General features: G+C 37.5%; 12 protein-coding genes. 8 read left to right on the top strand and 4 right to left on the bottom strand.

Going from position 1 to position 16974, the window contains the following annotated elements; all coding sequences use genetic code 11:
• Positions 1–29 precede the first annotated feature (29 nt).
• Entirely contained in the window at positions 30–2135 is a 2106-nt protein-coding gene (locus tag BLQ56_RS01175; protein ID WP_090849303.1) for an alpha-glucuronidase family glycosyl hydrolase, read from the top strand.
• A 256-nt stretch (positions 2136–2391) separates the two neighbouring features.
• Positions 2392–3543 (top strand): family 8 glycosyl hydrolase, encoded by a 1152-nt coding sequence (locus BLQ56_RS01170; protein ID WP_175490142.1) that lies wholly within the window; start codon positions 2392–2394, stop codon positions 3541–3543.
• A gap of 71 nt (positions 3544–3614) precedes the next feature.
• On the opposite strand, the gene yfkAB is transcribed toward BLQ56_RS01170, so the two are convergent.
• Positions 3615–4745, bottom strand: a complete 1131-nt coding sequence (gene yfkAB / locus BLQ56_RS01165) for a radical SAM/CxCxxxxC motif protein YfkAB (protein ID WP_090849301.1) — start codon at positions 4743–4745, stop codon at positions 3615–3617.
• Positions 4746–4824: 79 nt separating this feature from the next.
• Positions 4825–5997: an ROK family transcriptional regulator gene (locus BLQ56_RS01160; protein WP_090849300.1), complete on the bottom strand. Its 1173-nt coding sequence runs from the start codon at positions 5995–5997 to the stop codon at positions 4825–4827.
• 190 nt (positions 5998–6187) lie between these two features.
• On the opposite strand from BLQ56_RS01160, the gene xylA reads away from it, so the two are divergent.
• From xylA to BLQ56_RS01145, 3 genes are all read left to right on the top strand, one after another.
• Entirely contained in the window at positions 6188–7519 is a 1332-nt protein-coding gene (gene xylA / locus BLQ56_RS01155; RefSeq protein WP_090849299.1) for a xylose isomerase, read from the top strand.
• A 148-nt stretch (positions 7520–7667) separates the two neighbouring features.
• Positions 7668–9167, top strand: a complete 1500-nt coding sequence (xylB, locus tag BLQ56_RS01150; RefSeq protein ID WP_090849298.1) for a xylulokinase — start codon at positions 7668–7670, stop codon at positions 9165–9167.
• A gap of 123 nt (positions 9168–9290) precedes the next feature.
• Positions 9291–10292, top strand: a complete 1002-nt coding sequence (locus BLQ56_RS01145; protein WP_090849297.1) for a Gfo/Idh/MocA family protein — start codon at positions 9291–9293, stop codon at positions 10290–10292.
• A gap of 582 nt (positions 10293–10874) precedes the next feature.
• On the opposite strand, the gene BLQ56_RS01140 is transcribed toward BLQ56_RS01145, so the two are convergent.
• Positions 10875–12317: an arabinan endo-1,5-alpha-L-arabinosidase AbnB gene (locus BLQ56_RS01140; RefSeq protein WP_386756453.1), complete on the bottom strand. Its 1443-nt coding sequence runs from the start codon at positions 12315–12317 to the stop codon at positions 10875–10877.
• Between the two features lie 227 nt (positions 12318–12544).
• Positions 12545–13465: an ArsR/SmtB family transcription factor gene (locus BLQ56_RS01135; protein ID WP_090849296.1), complete on the bottom strand. Its 921-nt coding sequence runs from the start codon at positions 13463–13465 to the stop codon at positions 12545–12547.
• 355 nt (positions 13466–13820) lie between these two features.
• Between BLQ56_RS01135 and BLQ56_RS01130 the strand changes: the two genes are divergently transcribed.
• The 3 genes from BLQ56_RS01130 to BLQ56_RS01120 all read left to right on the top strand — a co-directional run bounded on the left by BLQ56_RS01130 (position 13821) and on the right by BLQ56_RS01120 (position 16790).
• Positions 13821–15314, top strand: coding sequence for an alpha-N-arabinofuranosidase (locus BLQ56_RS01130; RefSeq protein ID WP_090849295.1), 1494 nt, complete (start codon positions 13821–13823; stop codon positions 15312–15314).
• 12 nt (positions 15315–15326) lie between these two features.
• Positions 15327–15596 (top strand): DUF6171 family protein, encoded by a 270-nt coding sequence (locus tag BLQ56_RS01125; protein WP_238457128.1) that lies wholly within the window; start codon positions 15327–15329, stop codon positions 15594–15596.
• 210 nt (positions 15597–15806) lie between these two features.
• Positions 15807–16790, top strand: coding sequence for an aldo/keto reductase (locus BLQ56_RS01120; RefSeq protein ID WP_090849294.1), 984 nt, complete (start codon positions 15807–15809; stop codon positions 16788–16790).
• Positions 16791–16974 lie beyond the last annotated feature (184 nt).

Below are 16974 nucleotides of genomic sequence, written 5' to 3'. Positions count from 1 at the left end.
ATGAACGAAAAAATCGGAGGAGGAATCCAATGGAAAATCAGGGGATAGACATTCAAGTTGACCGATTAAGACGCACTGAATATGACGATTATTCATGCTGGTTACAATATACAAGTATTAGTAATCGAGAGTGGGTTGAACATCATCAGTCTCTCTTATCACAGATAATAGTTTTGAATGGTTCCATGGTCGTTAAATCAGCTAAACAAGAACTTTTTGAAGCCATTAAATCAATGGCTGGGATAACTCCGACTCTTTCGAATGAGCTGACGAGTCAATATGGTATTGTCTTAGCGACTTATAAGGATCATCCTTCTCTGACAGACCATTTAAGTAGTGAAGAGTTTCAGAACTTGAATGAAGAAGGGTATATAATTACCTCTTTTCATAGCGGTAGTCAGCGTCAATTATTAATAGTCGGTAAAACTGATATAGGTGTTTTATATGCAACATTTCATCTGCTCCGCTTGATTAAAATGGAAGAGAATCTAGATGACTTATACATCGTTGAATCTCCTAAAAATCAAATAAGAATGATCAATGAATGGGATAATATGGACGGATCAATTGAAAGAGGATATGCAGGGGATTCCATCTATTATGAGAATAACCGGTTTACGGGAGACGTTGACCGACTTAAAGATTATGCTCGTCTTCTTTCATCTGTAGGTATTAATGGGGTCTCGATTAATAATGTGAATGTACATGAAATCGAAACAAATCTAATTACCTCTAGGTTTCTACCAGATGTTGCTCGTGTGGCTGAAATCTTTAGAGCGTACGGGATTAAAACGTTCCTAAGTGCAAACTACGCGAGCTCGATTCAGCTAGGCGGGCTTGATACGGCAGATCCTTTAGACAAAAATGTGCAAGAATGTTGGATTGAAAAAGTAAAAGAGATTTATAGCTATATCCCTGACTTTGGAGGATTTGTGGTCAAGGCTGATTCTGAACATCGTCCAGGTCCGTTTACGTACAACCGAAATCATGCAGATGGAGCTAATATGCTTGCAAGAGCATTAAAGCCATTTGGAGGAATTGTATTTTGGAGATGTTTCGTCTATAACTGCTTACAAGACTGGCGTGACCGAAGTACAGATCGGGCTAAAGCGGCATATGACCATTTTAAACCACTTGATGGAGAGTTCCTTGATAATGTGGTCCTCCAAATAAAGAATGGTCCAATGGATTTCCAAGTGAGGGAGCCTGTTTCACCGCTATTCGGTTCTATGCCAAATACCAACCAGGTTCTTGAGTTCCAAGTTTCTCAGGAATATACAGGACAGCAAAAGCATCTTTGCTACCTGGTTCCTCAATGGAAGGGAGTACTTGACTTTGATACATATGCTGTAGGAGAAGGCGCAACTGTAAAACGAATTGTTAATGGAGAGCTTTATAACTATCAAAATAGTGGAATTACTGCTGTATCAAATATAGGTAATGATCGAAACTGGACTGGTCATTCTCTTGCACAAGCCAACTTTTATGGCTATGGGCGTTTGATTTGGAATCCTGATTTAACCGCCGAAGAAATAACAGAGGAATGGATTCGTTTAACCTTTGGTAATGATTCAGAGGTAGTAGCTTCCGTTTCTTCTATGCTATTAAAATCTTGGGAAATCTATGAAAATTATACAGCGCCACTTGGTGTAGGATGGATGGTGAATACAGATCATCATTACGGACCAAACGTAGATGGATATGAGTACTCCGTATGGGGAACCTATCATTTTGCGGATTGCCACGGGATTGGTGTGAATCGTACCTTGAAGGACGGAACAGGTTACACGGGCCAGTACTTTAAAGAAAATAAAGATCAATATGAATCTGTTGAAACTTGTCCTGATGAGCTACTACTCTTCTTCCACTATGTTCCATATACTCACAGGTTAAAATCCGGTGTTACTGTCATTCAACATATTTACAATACACATTTTGAAGGGGTAGAACAAGCAGATAAGCTTGTTGAAGACTGGAAGCAGCTTGAAGGAAAAATTGATTATACTAGATTTGGAGGAATTCTAAATCGTCTACAAGAGCAAGCAAAACACTCCCGCGAGTGGCGTGACCAAATTAATACGTATTTTTATCGTAAATCCGGAATTAACGATGATTTAAATAGAAAAATCTACTAGAGACAAAAAAAGGTGAAAGAAAGCCAAGGATAACTTCTTATTAAAAGGCTCTTTTCTAAAAGATTGTTGTTTATAGTAAGATTTATTATGCATTATATGGTACTGGTTGATTGGAACGGGTGCGAGACTCCTGCGGGATTTGCGGCTCAGCGCCCGCCCCGCGGAAAGCTCGTACCTGGGAAATCAACTACTACCTTTAATAAAATAGCAACAAAGTTTACGAAAACAGCCTATTAAAAATAAGGGAGGAATACAAATGACGACTTTGACAAACAAGGGTTCATTTTATACGGGTGTTTATCGAAACTTATTTAAGGAATATGGATATTCTGAAGAAGAGATTCAGGCTAGACTTGAGGATAGCTGGGATAAAATTTTTTATGGTGATGAAGATACAAAGATTTATTATGAATCAAATGAAAAGAGTGGCTATTTACTAGATACAGGGAATCTAGATGTCAGAACAGAAGGCATGTCCTATGGGATGATGATGGCCGTTCAGCTTGATAAGAAGGATGTATTTGATCGTATATGGTATTGGACAAAGAAAAATATGTATATGACTGAAGGGTTGCATGCAGGTTATTTTGCTTGGTCTTGTAAACCTGATGGAACGAAAAATGCATATGGTCCTGCTCCTGATGGAGAAGAGTTTTTCGCACTAGCTTTGTTTTTCGCATCACATCGGTGGGGAGATGGGGAAGAGCCATACAACTACAGTGCTCAAGCAAGACAGCTTTTGAGTGATTGTATTCATAAGGGAGAAAATAATGACGGTTATCCAATGTGGAATCCTAATAATAAATTGATTAAGTTTGTTCCTGAGGTAGAATACTCAGACCCATCATATCATCTCCCACATTTCTATGAGCTGTTTGCATTATGGGCTAACCCAGAGGATCGTCCATTTTGGAAGGAAGCGGCGAAAGAAAGTCGAGATTATTTGAAAATCTCGTGTCATCCCGAAACAGGGTTGGCACCAGAGTATGCATTTTATGATGGAACGCCAAATGATGAGAAAGGATATGGTCATTTTTTCAGTGATTCTTATCGTGTTGCAGCTAATATCGGTTTGGATTATGAGTGGTTTAGAGAAGACCCGTGGCAAACTGAGCAAGCAGATAAAATTCAAGCTTTTTTTGCTGATAAACAGCCTGAGGATTATCGTCGATATAAAATCGATGGCGCGGCATTTGAAGAAAAATCTTTGCATCCTGTTGGATTAATTTCAACAAATGCGATGGCTGCATTAGCTACTGTTGATGGTCCACATGCTCGTGAATCAGTTGAACTATTTTGGAATACACCAGTAAGAACAGGTGTGAGAAGGTATTATGATAACTGTTTGTACTTGTTTAGTATGCTGGCTTTAAGTGGGAATTATCGTATTTGGATGCCGAAGGAATAATATATATAAAGGGGCTGTCCCAGAAGCAAAGTGCTAGGCACTTATGGGACAGCCCTACTAAAGAATTTACACTACTCAAATGTAAGTGCGGCTTTATTTTTCGTAAAGTCAATCTCGTTATAGTATGCATCTTTTACGAGAAGGTTTGGTCCTAAACATTTAACTTCATGACACTGACAATTGATTGAACGTGCAAGTTTGGAGTGGTTCCAATTCTTATACGCATTCGGAAGGGGAGTGTCTTTAATATTCCCTAATGGTGGTGCATCTCCAAAATCTGTAACTATGATTTCCCCAGTGAATATATTCACGTTTAATCTTGAACGTCCATCAGGGTCATTCCTAACTGTCACATTTTTGCTAGTATAAAGTCTTTTTAATAATTGAAGATCATCTTCATTCGTGCTGCAAGCATAAAACGGAAGAGTTCCAAAGAGCATCCATGTATTTTCATCTCTAATATCAAGTAATTGATGAATTGCTTCTCTAATTTCTGAAAGTGAAAGAGTTTCGAGTTTACTAGCAAAATCACTTGGGTACATTGGATGAATCTCATGTCTTGCACATTGCATTTCACCAACTATTTGCTCATGTATTTCTTTCATATAAGGGAGTGTTCGTTTATTAAGCATCGTTTCTGCAGATACTAGAATACCAGAGTTGCTTAAGCTTTTCGCATTTTCAATCATCCGGTCAAAATATTTCACACGTTGTTCAAAGGATGGCTTTTTTTCCATCATCTCAAAGCCACCCTCTACAAAATCGTTAACCGTTCCCCAATTATGTGAGATGTGGAGTACGTCAAGATACGGAATAATTTTCTCATACCGTGAAAGTTCTAATGTTAGGTTTGAATTAATTTGTGTACGAACTCCACGTTCGTGAGCATATTTTAAAATAGGAACTACATAATTATTTACTGATTGAAGAGACAGCATCGGTTCACCACCTGTGATACTTAAGGTGCGAAGTGCAGGGATTTCATCCAGTCTCTTTAAAATTAGCTCAATAGGTAATGCATTTGGATCTATTGTTTGTAATGTGTAGCCAACTGCACAATGTTCACATCTCATGTTACAAAGAGTTGTGGTTGTGAATTCAATATTTGTCAAGGAAAGCTGTTGATATTCCTCGAAATCTAAGTATGCTTCCCACGGGTCATATAATGGATGAATGGGTTTAACCGCTTTTTTTATCGTCATAGAATAGCTCCTTTTTAACAAATGCACCAAACTTAAATTATGAGAATTAGACAATTATTTGTCAATCATCAAACAGAATTTATGTTTGCTCAACTAATTCCTCTGTTATAAAAAAGTTTTCAACGACAAACGCTGAAACCCCGAGCGCTGCAGAGTAAATCGTTAACTCTGAAAATTGAATCGATAGGTTTTTATGATGAAAAGGCAGAGATTGCTCAAGAATTGTATAATTTACTGTTTCCTGAAGATATTCCTTTGCCATTGACATTCGATTTCCAATGATCACTTGTTGTGGGTTAAGTGTATTAACTAAATTAGTAATCCCAATTCCTAAATATTGTCCCACTCTTTTAAATAGAGCAATGACTTCTGGGTTTGCCTTTTTACCCTCATCAATCAATTGTTCTAAAGTGAGATCTACTTTTAATAGCTGTTTTGCTTCATTAAGAAGTGCGTGCTCTGAGGCATATGCTTCCCAGCAGCCATTTCTACCACAGCTACATTTTCTACCGTTCATATCAATCATCATGTGACCAGATTCTCCGGAGAAGCCATTCTTCCCACGATATAATTCACTTTTTAAAATAAAGCCAACACCAATCCCGATACTTGCACTTATATAAGTAATATTTTCAAAAAGTTGGCCTGCACCAAATCTCATTTCACCATATGCCCCAGCATTTGCTTCATTTTCTATAATGACTGGGAGCTGAAACGTTTCTTCAAGTTCTTCCTTAATCAAAGTATCTTTCCAACCAAGATTAGGTGCTAGTAAGATTTCTCCTTTTTCATCCACTATACCGGGGACACCAATTCCAATACCAACTACACCGTATCTACTGGTTGGAGCCATATCTATTAAATGAGTAATCATTTGATTTACTTGATTCATTACTTTTTTATAATCAAGCTCATGTAAAGGAATGTTCTTTTCAGAAATAATTTTTCCTTGAAGATCAGTCAGAATTCCTAATAGATAATTCACTCCTATATCAATGCCAATTGAATAGCCTGCAATATGATTAAATAAAAGCATCACAGGACGTCTACCACCACTCGATTCACCTGGTCCAGTTTCATATACGAGTTCATCATCCAATAATTCAGTTACTAATGAAGACACAGTTGACTTATTTAAACCGGTGCGCTGTGAGATCTCTGCACGGGAAAGAGGAGTTTGTTCTTTAATCATTTGTAGAACTAGAGATTTATTATTACGTTTAACAACCTGTTGATTCCATGTTAATTGCATCGTTTTCGCTCCTGTAGAAATAGACTTTTGATAAAATAATTTTACCATAAACTTTGTTTATTGGATAGACAAAGTAAGTTTCTGGTGATATACTCAGATTAAGTTGTTACATAAAAACGCTTACAACCTTAGTTTTAATTAAATGCTAGTTTATTAGTTTTTAACCAATAATCTTTAGGAGGAACGTATAATGACTTATTTCCCGAATGTTAACCAAATTAAATTTGAAGGTTCTGATTCAAACAATCCATTTGCATTTAAATACTACAACCCAGAGGAGATCGTGGGCGGTCAATCAATGAAAGAATATCTTCGTTATTCGATTGCTTACTGGCATACATTTACAGGTGACGGTTCTGACCCATTTGGTGTAGGCACAGCACTTCGTCCATGGAATCATTTGACTGGTTTGGATTTGGCTAAAGCACGTGTTGAGGCTGCTTTTGAATTTTTTGAAAAGATGAACGCACCATTCTTTTGCTTCCATGATGTGGACGTAGCACCAGAAGGAAGTACGTTAAGAGAAACGAATAAAAATCTCGATGTAATTATCTCGATGATTAAAGAATATATGAAAACTAGCAACACGAAATTATTATGGAACACGGCAAATATGTTCTCAAACCCTCGTTATGTTCATGGAGCAGCAACTTCTTGTAATGCGGATGTTTTCGCCTATTCAGCCGCAAAAGTAAAGAAAGGACTTGAGGTAGGGAAAGAATTAGGAGCGGAAAACTATGTATTCTGGGGTGGCCGTGAAGGCTATGAAACACTACTAAATACAGATATGGGTCTTGAGTTAGATAACTTAGCTCGTTTCTTCCACTTAGCTGTGGATTATGCGAAGGAAATTGGCTTTGACGCACCATTCTTAATTGAGCCAAAACCAAAAGAGCCATCAACTCATCAATACGATTTTGATGTGGCAACTGGTCTAGCATTCTTACAAAAATATGATCTAACAGATTCTTTCAAATTTAATATTGAAGCTAACCACGCTACACTTGCAGGACACACTTTTGAGCATGAATTACATCTTGCCAGAATTAATGGAATGCTAGGTTCAGTCGATGCAAATCAAGGAAATACACTACTTGGGTGGGATACAGATGAATTCCCAACAGACCTTTATACAACAACACTAGCAATGTATGAAATTATTAAAAACGGTGGACTTGGTAAAGGTGGGCTAAACTTTGATGCAAAGGTTCGTAGAGGCTCATTTGATACTGACGACTTATTCCATGCTCATATTGCTGGTATGGACAGCTTTGCAATCGGGTTAAAAGTAGCACAGAAGTTAATTGATGATAAGGTGTTAGATGATTTCGTTGCAGATCGTTACAGTAGCTTCACACAAGGAATTGGCCTTGATATTGTCGAAGGAAAAACAGATCTTCATAAACTTGAAGCATACGCATTAGACTTACCAGAAATCCAAAACAAATCAGGCCGTCAAGAACTACTAAAAGCAACAATCAACCGCTATATCCTAAACGTATCAGCAGGTGTAACTGTTTAATATTTTTTAAACTTTCAGCACTGCCCGCGGCGCGAACGGACTGTAGCGAATGGTAACTACAACAGACCTACTATCAAAATAGCAAAATTAACAAAAGGATGTGTTAGTGACCATAGCACATCCTTTTTTATAGGAGATGAAGAACACAATGAAATATGTACTTGGTGTCGACTTAGGAACAAGTGCGGTTAAAGTCTTACTAGTCAATCAACAAGGTGATGTCACCCACGAAACATCAAAATCATATCCACTCATTCAAGAAAGATCAGGATACAGTGAACAAGATCCTGAGGAGTGGGTAGAAAAAACGACCGTTGCTATTACTGACATCCTCCATCAATTTAAAGGGAATGTAGAAGACATCGAAGGGATTAGCTTCTCTGGTCAGATGCATGGATTAGTCTTACTAAATAATTCTAACCAAGTCCTCCGTCAAGCGATTCTTTGGAATGACACAAGAACTACAAAGCAATGTCAAGACATCTATAATCTAGTTGGAAAAGAAAAGTTACTTCACATTACAAAAAATCCAGCACTTGAGGGATTCACTTTACCAAAACTATTATGGGTTAAGGAAAATGAACCAGAAGTATTTGCTGAAGCTTCAGTCTTTTTGTTACCAAAGGATTATTTGCGCTACCGAATAACAGGTATGTTACATAGTGAATATTCGGATGCTGCTGGAACACTTTTATTAAATGTGGCTGAAAAAAGTTGGAGTGAAGAAATCTGTCGTTTAGTTGATATACCGGTTGATTTATGCCCACCACTGGTAGAGTCACATGAATGTGTTGGAACGATTGATTCAGTGTTTGCAAATGCAACTGGATTATCTGCAAGCACAAAGGTGTTTGCAGGCGGAGCAGACAATGCTTGTGGAGCAATCGGGGCAGGGATTTTATCTGAAGGGAAGACATTATGTAGCATCGGTACCTCAGGTGTTATTTTATCGTATGAATCTAATAGGGATCTTGATTTTGAAGGTAAGGTTCACTATTTCAATCATGGTAAAGAAGATGCGTTCTATACAATGGGCGTGACGCTTGCTGCAGGATACAGTCTTAGTTGGTTTAAGGATGTATTTGCAGCTAATGAAAGTTTCGAGAGTTTTGTAGAAGGAGTAGAGACAGTACCGGTTGGATCAAATGGACTATTGTTTACTCCTTATGTCGTTGGTGAAAGAACACCACATGCAGATTCGGTTATTCGAGCAAGCTTTGTTGGTGGGGATACATCACATACACGTCCTGACTTTGTTCGCTCTGTCATAGAAGGAATTACGTTCTCCTTAAATGAGTCAATTGAAATTTTCCGTGAAAATGGGAAGACAATTGACACCATTATCTCTATTGGCGGAGGAGCGAAAAATAATACATGGTTACAAATTCAAGCAGATATCTTTCAGGCGGAAATTGTTAAGCTGAAAAGTGAGCAAGGTCCTGGAATGGGAGCAGCGATTTTAGCTGCCTATGGTTCTGGGTGGTTCAACACGCTTCAAGAATGTGCAGATGTGTTCACCGAGCCTGCTCAGAAATTTACGCCTATTGAGGAAAATGTGGCTGCTTATAAAAAGCTATTCGATCTCTATAAAATGATTTATCAGCAAACGAAAGAAATAAATGAAGGCCTTAAAGAATTTAGAAAGTAAGAGAAAGAAAGGATGCCTAACTCCAATGTGGTTTAATGGTGTTAGGCATTTTTAGTAGGATCTAAATTCAATGATTGTTTCTAGTATTCAATCATTAGTATAATAAATAGTGGAGGCGATAAGATGACAACAGTAAAATGGGGAATTTTAAGTACAGCGAATATTGGACTAACACAATTAATACCGGCAATAAAAGGTGCAAAGAATGCAGAAGTTGTTGCAATAGCTAGCCGAGGAGAAAAAGCAATTGAAGTAGCAAAAAGTTTACAAATTCCTAAAGCTTATACAAGTTATGAAGAGTTACTCGATGATCAGGAAATTGATGCCGTTTACATTCCACTTCCTAACCTTTTACATAAGGAATGGGTCATAAAAGCTGCACAAAAAGGAAAGCACATATTATGTGAAAAACCAGCATCGCTTACGGCTGCTGATACGCTTGACATGGTTACTGTTTGTAAACAATATGGTGTACGTTTTATGGAAGCGTTTATGTACCAATTTCATCCACAGCATACTCGAGTAAAGGAAATCCTTAAATCGGGTGAAATAGGTGAAGTGAAATTGATGAAATCTAGTTTTTCATATTTTATGGATCCAGTTTCCCGTGAATCAAACATTCGAATGGACGCGAATATGGGTGGAGGAAGTATATTTGATGTAGGCTGCTATTGTATTCACTCTTCCAGATACCTGCTTGATAGCGAACCAGTATCAGTCATGGTAGATGCGATAGTGGATGATACATACAAGGTTGAAACGACATCGTTTGTTAAGATGAAGATGGACAACGGAGTTGATGTTGTTTTTGATTCAAGTTTTAATATGGCTTCTCGCCAAGAATATGAGATTATCGGAACAGAAGGCACCATTAAGGTTCCAGCAGCATTTCGTCCTGATGTGAATGGAAATGTCGGAAAAGTGATCATCGAAAAAGGTTCAGTGAAAAGAGAGGAAAGTTATATCGGAGAACAATATGTACTTCAAGTAGAACATTTCTCTGCTGCTGTTTTAGATGAAACATTAGAACTACTTTACCCAGGAGAAAAAGCTGTGTTAAACATGAAGGTGATTGAAGCTTGTTATCAATCGATCAAGACGGATTCAATAGTTCAAATTAGTTAAGGCTTTTTAGAATAAATTGTTGCTTTTAAAGCCGCAGGCTAAATACACTCCGCGTCCGGCGGGTGACCAGTGAGCCTCCTCGTCGCTACTGCTCCTGTGGGGTCTCACTTCGGCCACTGATCCCGCAGGAGTCTACGTGTATTCAGCCTGCTTTTGTTACTATCGTTTCAGTGTACTATGGCTAATAATTTTTGAAAGTATAGTAAATCATTTAGATAAGTAGTTGATTGCAGCTAATGTTAAATCAACTACTTTACACTTTAAAATAATAGGAGGCCTATGTCGAAAAGGCCTCCTAGTTTAAAAATAGAAATTTAAATTTGTAATTAGTCATAGTGTCTAGCTCCAGCGCCTAGCCCCTCGGGGTCATAAGTCAAATCACTTCAGAAATCAGGATTTCCTGCGTGATTCTCCTTATGCCTGTCGGGGCTGAACAAGGCGCTTGCGCTTTTCGTAGTGTCTAGCTCCAGGCGCCATCGGCTCGGGGTCATAAGCCAATCCGACTAGAAGGTTAAAAAGCAACCTTCAAGCCGGCTCGTCTTATGCCTGTCGCCGATAAGCGGGCGCCTTGCGCTTTTCTTATTATTCTACTACCTGGCTTCCCCAAATAGCTGTTCCATCATTAGATAAAGCTGTGAATGTCATTACTTCTTTAGAGTTTACTTCATCCCACTGGCGTAAAAATACACCATCATATGTGACTCCATCGATTTCTAATTGTACTGAATTCTCACCGGTTTGTTTCCATTCACCACTAACATAACCAGTTACTTTTCCATTTTTCTCAAGAGTGATAAGCTCTGACTCTTTGATTAATGACGAAATATCTTTTCCGTGATTAATAAATTTGTACTCACCAACAACCTCTTTTTTATCATAAGCTTCAATCGTTTCTCCACCATAACGATGTGGGGCCATGACCGGCCAACCGTCTTCATTAAAGAACATTTGATGAACCCTTACCTCATGATGTTCGCCAGAATTAGGGAAACGTGTATGAAAGATATTGAAATACTTTCCTGTTTCTTCATCATAATAAGCGGAATTATGTCCTGGTGAGACATATCCGGTTTCTTTAATTGTATTCTCTTCACTTTCAAGTTGAACGAAGTCAAAGTTTCCAACTAATTTCGCACCATAAGGCTCGATTGAGAGATCATCAAAAACTGTTCCTGATTTTCCATGTGCATGAATCATATCTTGATCTTCAACATCATAGAAAGGTCCATCAGGATTTTCTGAACGTGATACACGGATATTATACCCACCAATCGCATCTAGACCACCATACGAAAGAAATAGATAGTAATATTTTGTATCAGGGTTGTACATCATATATGGTGCTTCAATACGGCTATGATTTGCACCTAATAATTTTTTACCGTAACCTTGACCTTCAAGCGGGAATCCTGTTACAGGGTCCATTTCAAGAATATAAATTCCTCCTGAATATGAGCCATATACCATCCATAACTTTCCTTCATTATCATAGAAGGTGTCAGGATCGACTGCATTAGGATGAACCGTCGCATCATAAATGGTTCCATCCTCACTAGGCTGGTCCCACATTCCAGATTTCATGAAAATCCCTAAATCTTCATAAGGGCCCTCTATATTGTCAGATACAGCAAGTCCCATTGCAGACCTTGGAGAATCGCCTTTACATGCATTATAGTACATATAATATTTTCCATCTTCTAATTGGATCACATCGGCTGCCCAAAAAGTGTCAGTTTGAGCCCATTCAAATGTTTCTTTCATTTCTTCACGTGCATCTGGTATTAATGGATTCCCTTTTTGCACACCATTTGAGACTTGTGTCCAATCCATTAAGTTTTCTGATTTTGCAGAAGCAAGATGTGAACCAAAGACATAAAAGGTGTCATCTGCTTTAATGATTGATGGATCATGAACCGTTACGTTTGAGAAGCTAGGTTCAGTCATTGGTGTTGAATCATTACCACTACAAGCACTTAAAAATAGAGATAAGCACCCAACAATGGTTAAGTTCTTAATCATTTTCATAAAAAACCTCCTAAGATCGTAAAACTAGTGTTGTTGTAGAGGTTGTTAGTAGAGAGAACACAATATAGGTAGAAAACCCTTTCATTTACAATTAATAAAACTCTGCTACTTTTAACCTATAGATTACATTATCATATATATAACAATATTAATCAATAATAAATCTATTAACAATAAAAACCACCCTAGGTAAGTTCAGCAATTACTTCCCTTAGGGTGGCGAATGGTTAGCTTTGTTTTTGCTCTTTTGTATAATACAATCTGAAAATAATATCCTGATTATAGTTTCCAAATCCAGCACCAAATAATGTAGCTCCTCCAACATGCTCGCTATCTTTGTTGACAGCAACTCGGAATGTCCATTGTTTATCACGGATTCCTATATCTCCAATCGTCACATCAGAAATTTTGTTGCCATCCATGTATGTGCCAGTCGAAGTAACACGAAGAAACTTTAATAGACCGTACTGATTGATAATACTCGGCCACCATGAAGGTGTATATTTTCCTTTGTTATCTGCAAAGTCACCAGGACTTGTCCATTGTCCTAAAAGGATATTATTTAGGTAAAAGCTTATATCAGAGGGCCAATTACTGTTTGAATCAGGTGCCTCCGAAGAAAGTTCCATTGAAATCTCTAACTCCTCAGGCTTGTTACTAGAAAGTAAGAAATTAGGGATCTTATATTCAACATACCCTTGGCCGAACCAGAGTATACTTGCATTTACACGATCATGATCAAGGAAATAGCGAGGCTCATCAAATTCACCAATAATCTTCTCTCTTGTAGCTAGTCCACAGGTTGGCTCTATTTGAAAATCGGTATAGTGACCAACAGACACATCAAATTGGTGAAAATCCTTAATTTGACTCAGATTAGCAGGAAAGGCAATCTCAATTTTTTCTACATCAAGTACACATAATTTTTGTACGCCTGCTTTTCCTGGTATCATATCCGTATAAATAATGCCAGCTTTTTCAAGTTTTTTAACATGCATGGTCATAATCGCACTACTTAATTCCGTCGCTTCAGCTAGTTCTCTAATATTCATTGGTCGGTGAGCAAGTAATTGAATCATTTTTAAACGAACAGCACTAGCAAGTGCTTCGTAAACTGGTAAATGTTCGTTCGATATATCTATATTCATGGGGATCCTCCATAAGAAAAAATAAATTGGTTAGTAAATTTACTATACACTCTAGTTAGTATATTCACAAGAAGATTACACAGTATTAAGGCATGATCAAGAAGTCCTCTAATGGTTAATTAATATGGTAATTTAAGAAAGCGTAAACAATATTGATAAGTCAAGTAAAACGTCTCCATGAAAGAAGGCGAAAATTGTCCGAAATAAGTTCATCCTTTTTATTGAAAACACATTGACATGTATTCTATTAATAAATATACTTACACTATAAAGTGTTAATGGTTTTATTATTGATTAATATTTTAGTTAATCAATCAAACTATGAACAAAATACTAATGCTAAGAAGGTGTAAAAATGACAAAGAACACGATCATTGTAAATACTGATATTGATAAAGGTAAAATCAACAAAAATATTTATGGGCATTTTGCTGAACACTTAGGACGTTGTATTTATGAAGGACTATGGGTAGGTGAGGATTCTCCAATTCCGAATACAAATGGAATTCGAAATGACGTATTGGAAGCGCTTAAGGAAATTCAAATTCCTCTATTACGTTGGCCAGGTGGCTGTTTTGCTGATGAGTATCATTGGAAAGATGGCGTAGGTCCTAGAGAATCTCGTAAAAGAATGGTTAATACCCATTGGGGCGGCGTTGTAGAAAATAATCACTTCGGTACACATGAGTTCATGATGCTATGTGAACTTCTTGGGGCAGAGCCATATATTTGTGGAAACGTAGGAAGCGGTACAGTTCAAGAAATGTCTGAGTGGGTTGAATACATGACATTTAATGGTGAGTCACCGATGGCAAACTGGCGTGCTGAAAATGGTAAAGAAGAACCATGGAAACTTAAGTACTTTGGTGTTGGAAATGAAAACTGGGGTTGTGGTGGTAATATGCGTCCAGAATATTACGCTGACCTATACCGTCGCTTCCAAACCTATGTAAGAAATTATGGTGACAATAAGATTTACAAGATTGCTGGTGGAGCGAATATTGACGATTATAACTGGACAGAAGTTCTTATGCGTGAAGCAGGAAAAATGATGGATGGTTTAAGTCTTCACTATTACACAATTCCAGGTGATTTCTGGTTAGGAAAAGGTTCTGCAACAGATTTCACAACAGATGAGTGGTTTATCACAATGAAAAAATCACTGTTCATGGAAGAGTTAATTGAAAAGCACGGTACGATTATGGATAGATTTGACCCAGAAAAACGCGTAGGTATGATTATTGATGAGTGGGGTACATGGTTTGATGTTGAGCCTGGTACAAATCCTGGATTCTTATATCAACAAAACACGATTCGTGACGCACTAGTTGCTGGTCTACATTTGAACATCTTCAATAATCATGCAGATCGTGTACAAATGACAAATATCGCTCAAACCGTTAATGTACTTCAGTCAATGATATTAACTGAAGGTGACAAGATGATTAAAACACCAACATATCACGTGTTTAATATGTACAAAGTTCACCAAGATGCAACATTACTTCCGACTGATGCGAATGTTGCTAGCTATGAAAACAATGATGATAAGCTTCCGGCTGTTCAAGCATCAGCATCTAAAGCAGCTAATGGTGATGTAAATATTACTCTATGTAATCTAGATTACAACACAGGTTCAACTGTAAATGTTGAATTAAGAGGATTAACAAATGGTGTAGCTAATGTTAAAGGAACTGTATTAACAGCTACTTCTATGAATGCTCATAATGATTTCGAAAATCCAGACGTTGTTAAACCAGTTGAATTCACAAACTTCACAATTGAAAATAATGTTTTAACTGTTGAAATGCCACCAATGTCAGTGCTATTGTTAACAGCTGCACAATAAAAGGATAAAGTGATGAGTAATCAGCAGACAGAATCAAAGTGTAAAGGCTGTTTTCGATCGCCACTTATGTCGGATGAACAAGTTAGACAGCTTGTTGAGGAGCAGTTACAATTAGAAACGAATCTTGTATCTGATGAATTATATGAAAGCAGACTTCATCAATGTAAAAGCTGTTCATCATTATCGTCTCAAACAACATGTACTCACTGTGGATGCTTTGTGGAATTTAGAGCTAGATTGGGTTATAAAAAGTGCCCAAATCCAGCGGGAGCAAAATGGTAGTATATATCAATGAATTAGGTAGGTTGACTATGATAGAATCAGACTGTTCTTCTTAAATAGAGGAGTCGATGGCTCTTTCCTGGTCAGCCTTTTCTAATGGTTTAATTGTTTTACTTTCTGAAACAAAAAAGATAGAATTAACTTTGAAAACGTATCCATTCTAGTTTGTTATTCTTAGCACATATCGTTCTGAAAAGGGAGGCACTACTTATGAAATATCGTCAACTAGGAAACACGGATTTAAAGGTAAGTGAAATTAGCTTTGGTACTTGGGCTATAGGTGGTTCATGGGGGAAAACAGATGACAAGGAATCGCTTAGAGCACTTGGAACAGCGATGGAACATGGTGTTAACTTTTTCGATACTGCAGATGTATACGGTGACGGACATGCGGAAGAGCTCCTAGCTACAGCAACAAAAGGGAAAGAAGATCGTATTCACATTGCGACAAAATTTTGTCGAGCAGGAGATATTCACGACCCTAAAACATATTCAAAAGAACAAGTTCGTACATATTTGGAAGCTAGTTTAAAACGCCTTAACCGTGAAGCTGTGGATTTATATCAAATTCATTGTCCTGCTTTTGAGATTCTAAAAGACGGAAGTGTTTTTGAAGTCCTTGACCAGCTAAAGCAAGAAGGAAAAATTCGATATTATGGAGTAAGTGTTGAATCTGTAGAAGAAGGTTTATTCTGTTTAGATCAACCTAATGTTAGTGCTCTTCAAGTGATCTTTAATCTATTTAGACAAAAGCCATTAGATGAGTTATTTCCGAAAGCAGAAGCAAAAGGAGTAGGTATTTTGTCTCGTGTCCCACTTGCTAGTGGATTACTAACAGGCAAATTCACAAAAGAAACAACGTTTGAGTCAGATGATCATCGTCATTTCAATAAGGACGGAGAATCATTTAATGTAGGTGAAACGTTTGCTGGCTTAGAATTCAATCGTGGTGTTGAGTTAAGTGAGAAGGTAAATTGGATTCAAGAAGGAAGAACCTCAATGGCCACGGCTGCTCTAAGATGGTGCCTTGACCAAAAAGGAATTACTTGTGTAATCCCTGGTTTTAAAACAGAAAAGCAAGTATTAGCTAATTTGGAGGCTGCGAATGTTCCAACCTTTACAGATGAGGAACTTGGTAAGTTGAATGCATTTTACCGTGAGCATGTAGCAGATTATATTAGAGGTCCATATTAATTGTTATTTCAATACTATGATTAAGAAATTTTATCATTAAAACTGGTTATTCACTTGCCAGTTTTTTTCGTATTTAGGAAGTAGTATCAAAAGATTGTCGGTAAAGAAAACCAATCTACCAAAATATGTAAGGTTCTGTTAATATATTAAAATAGAGAATTATCAGAATTCAGGGGGGATGTCA

This window comes from Litchfieldia salsa, assembly GCF_900104555.1.
Lineage (GTDB): Bacteria > Bacillota > Bacilli > Bacillales > Bacillaceae_L > Litchfieldia > Litchfieldia salsa.
The sequence above is the reverse complement of the archived record's forward strand: the minus strand, read 5'-3'. Positions and strand labels throughout refer to the sequence as shown.